This is a genomic window from Aeromicrobium sp. (assembly GCF_036676885.1).
In the GTDB taxonomy this organism is placed as follows: Bacteria; Actinomycetota; Actinomycetes; order Propionibacteriales; family Nocardioidaceae; genus Aeromicrobium.
On record NZ_JAKFCB010000084.1, the window covers coordinates 1 to 2,573 of the forward strand.

5 protein-coding genes are annotated in these 2,573 nt (G+C 67.5%); 1 reads left to right on the forward strand and 4 read right to left on the reverse strand.

Features of this window, described 5'->3' with window-relative positions; all coding sequences use genetic code 11:
* The 3 genes from V6M46_RS04465 to V6M46_RS04475 form a co-directional block, all read right to left on the reverse strand.
* Positions 1-126, reverse strand: a 126-nt coding sequence (locus V6M46_RS04465) for a peptide chain release factor-like protein (RefSeq protein ID WP_332662575.1), incomplete at its 3' end; no start/stop codon positions are given.
* The gene (locus tag V6M46_RS04470) at positions 116-733 is read right to left on the reverse strand and encodes a PadR family transcriptional regulator (protein WP_332662571.1); all 618 of its coding nucleotides are present in this window, start codon (positions 731-733) and stop codon (positions 116-118) included. The genes V6M46_RS04465 and V6M46_RS04470, both read right to left, overlap by 11 nt.
* A 155-nt stretch (positions 734-888) precedes the next feature.
* The gene (locus V6M46_RS04475; protein WP_332662572.1) at positions 889-1,320 is read right to left on the reverse strand and encodes a CBS domain-containing protein; all 432 of its coding nucleotides are present in this window, start codon (positions 1,318-1,320) and stop codon (positions 889-891) included.
* A 163-nt stretch (positions 1,321-1,483) separates the two neighbouring features.
* Here V6M46_RS04475 and V6M46_RS04480 point away from each other — a divergent pair, with 163 nt between their 5' ends.
* On the forward strand, positions 1,484-2,062 hold the full coding sequence (locus tag V6M46_RS04480) for a class I SAM-dependent methyltransferase (RefSeq protein WP_332662573.1): 579 nt from the start codon (positions 1,484-1,486) through the stop codon (positions 2,060-2,062).
* Here V6M46_RS04480 and V6M46_RS04485 read toward each other — a convergent pair.
* Positions 2,059-2,573 (reverse strand): inositol monophosphatase family protein (locus V6M46_RS04485; protein WP_332662574.1); only part of this gene is annotated, 515 nt, incomplete at its 5' end. The genes V6M46_RS04480 and V6M46_RS04485 overlap by 4 nt on opposite strands.

Genomic DNA, 2,573 nt, shown 5'->3' on the forward strand with positions numbered 1-2,573 from the left:
GAGCGACCAGATCAGCTCGACGCGGGTGTCGGTCGTGTTGACGTGCTGGCCGCCGGCGCCCGAGGAGCGAGAGAACCGCCAGGTCATCTCGCTCTCGGGCAGGGACAGGCGTCCGTTATGACTCATCGTCCGCAAGTATGCGGTACATCGCCTTCCGGGCGTCCTCGAGGACGGTCGTCGCCTGCTGCTGCTGCTCCGGGGTGCCGATCTCCACGACCTGCTTCCAGGCATGGACGAATCCCTTGAAGCCCATCATGAGCTCCTTGCGCTCGGCGTACGGGTGGTCGGACGTCGTGTCCTCCCACGGCGTGCCGAGCTGCTCCCGGTTCTCCTCGACGTACGCGGTGCCCTCGTCGGTCAGCGTCGCGGTCTTGCGACCCTCGACGCGCTCGAACGTGATGAGCCCCTCGTCCTCGAGCTGCTGGAGCACGGGGTAGATCGAGCCGGGGCTGGGGTTCCAGCTGCCGTTCGACCGTTCGCCGATCTCCTGGATCAGCTGGTAGCCGTGCTGTGGCTGCTCGCTGAGGAGCAGGAGTGCGGCGGCGCGGACGTCGCCGCCCCGTCCGCCGCGTCGGCGACCACGCGGGCGGCCGGGACCGCCGAAGCCTGGTCCGAAGCCGAACTCGCGGCCGAACCCGGGTCCGAAGTCACGACCGAAGTCGCGCTCGGGGTGGTGCCTGCCGCGCCGGCGATCGGCCGGGCGGCGCTGTTCTGAGAAGTCGTTGCTTCGCATGGGGGTGTCCCACTTTCTCTGCATTCGATCGACTGTCGATCGGTTGTCGATAGCTAAACGATATATCGCTAATGGATCGAATGCAAGCAGAGGTCGCGAGAACGCGAAAATGCCCGGCCTCCACGGGGAGACCGGGCATCGCGCAGCTGGGTCGGTCAGCCGCCGGCGACGTAGTTGCTGAGCTGGTCGCGCTCGAACTCGAGCTGCTCCATGCGGTACTTGACCGCGTCGCCGATGCTCACGACGCCGACGATGACGCCGTCGTCGATGACCGGGATGTGGCGGACGCGGTGCTCGGTCATGACCGCCATGAGGTCGCCGAAGGAGTCGTCTGGCCCACACAGCTGGACATCCGTGGTCATGATGTCTGCAACCTTCATGTCGCGGGGGCTCTCGACCGTACGGAGCTTCCGGACGATGTCGCGCTCGGACACGATGCCCACCATGGCCTTGCCGTCGTTGCTCACGATCAGGGCGCCGACGTTGAGCTCGGCGAGCACGTCCAACAGCTCGCGGACCGTGGAATCGGGGGTGATGGTGTAGACAGCATCGCTTCCCTTGGAAGCCAGCACATCGCTCACACGCATAGGGACACACTCCTAGTCTCTGTCCTCGCAGCGTAACCCCCGTGAAGCGTCGAGAGCGAGAGGTTCTCCGTTGCGTCCCAACCCGTGTGCATACTGAGGAATGGCCGACTGCTGCAACCGTGAGGATTACGACGACACATTCGGCGACCGGTTCGCTCGCAAGATGGCCCGTCGCTACCGTCGGCGGGGGCTGAGCCGGTCCGAGCGCGCGATCGTCAGGTTCCTCCAGGATCGCGGTATCGAGGGTGCGACCGTCCTGGAGATCGGTGGTGGCCTCGGCGAGCTCCACGTCGAGCTGCTCCGTCACGGAGCGGCGCGGGCGACGAACCTGGAGATCTCCACGAAGTACGAGCCGGAGGCCACGCGGCTGCTGGAACACGTCGGCCTGGCCAAGCGGGTGGATCGCAGGTTCCTCGACATCGCGCAGGAACCCGAGTCGGTGGGGCCGGCCGACATCGTCGTGCTGCACCGGGTGGTGTGCTGCTACCCGGACTACGAACGGCTGCTCGGCGCTGCTGCGGGCAAGGCCGGCCGGCTGATGGTGTTCAGCCACCCTCCCCGCAACCGGATCACCCGAACTCTGCTGTGGATCGACAACCGGGTGCGCATGCTCAAGGGCGACACGTTCCGGACCTTCGCCCACGAGCCTGCGGACATGATCGCCGTCACCCACCGCTCCGGCCTGCGCGACACCTACCAGTGGCGCGGCTTCGGCTGGTGCGTCGTCGGGCTGGAGCGCTAGGGCAGATCCTGGCTCGGCTCGCGGGTGAAGTCGAAGCTGCGTACGTTGTCGGGCTCCGGCTCGGGCTCGTCGGTCCACGACTCGTCGGGCGGTCCCTGGTCGGGGAAGTGCCCGAGGTAGGCCATCGCGGCGTCGTGCAGCCGGCCGTTGGTCGCGAGCGCGTTGTCGCCCCATGGCCCGGGCTCGCCCGCGAGGCTCGTGAAGGTGCCTCCGGCTTCGCGGACGACGATGTCGAGCGCGGCCATGTCCCACACCTTGAGCTCGGGCTCGGTGGCGATGTCGACGGCGCCCTCGGCCAGCAGCATGTAGGACCAGAAGTCGCCATATGCGCGCGTGCGCCAGCACCGGCGCATCAGGGCGGCAAACGCCTCACCCTTGCCGATGACGTCCCAGCCGCTCAGGGAGGCGTACGACAGGGATGCGCTGTCGAGGTCGGAGACCTGGGAGACCCGGATCTCGCGGGACGACATGAGCGACTTGCCGGTGTAGGCGCCGGTGCCCTTGCTGGCCC

Bases quoted from the DNA above. Each gene is read 5' to 3' on its own strand.
- V6M46_RS04480 (WP_332662573.1), top strand. From the start codon at position 1,484: ATGGCCCGTCGCTACCGTCGGCGGGGGCTGAGCCGGTCCGAGCGCGCG.
- V6M46_RS04470 (WP_332662571.1), bottom strand. From the start codon at position 733: ATGCGAAGCAACGACTTCTCAGAACAGCGCCGCCCGGCCGATCGCCGG.
- V6M46_RS04475 (WP_332662572.1), bottom strand. From the start codon at position 1,320: ATGCGTGTGAGCGATGTGCTGGCTTCCAAGGGAAGCGATGCTGTCTAC.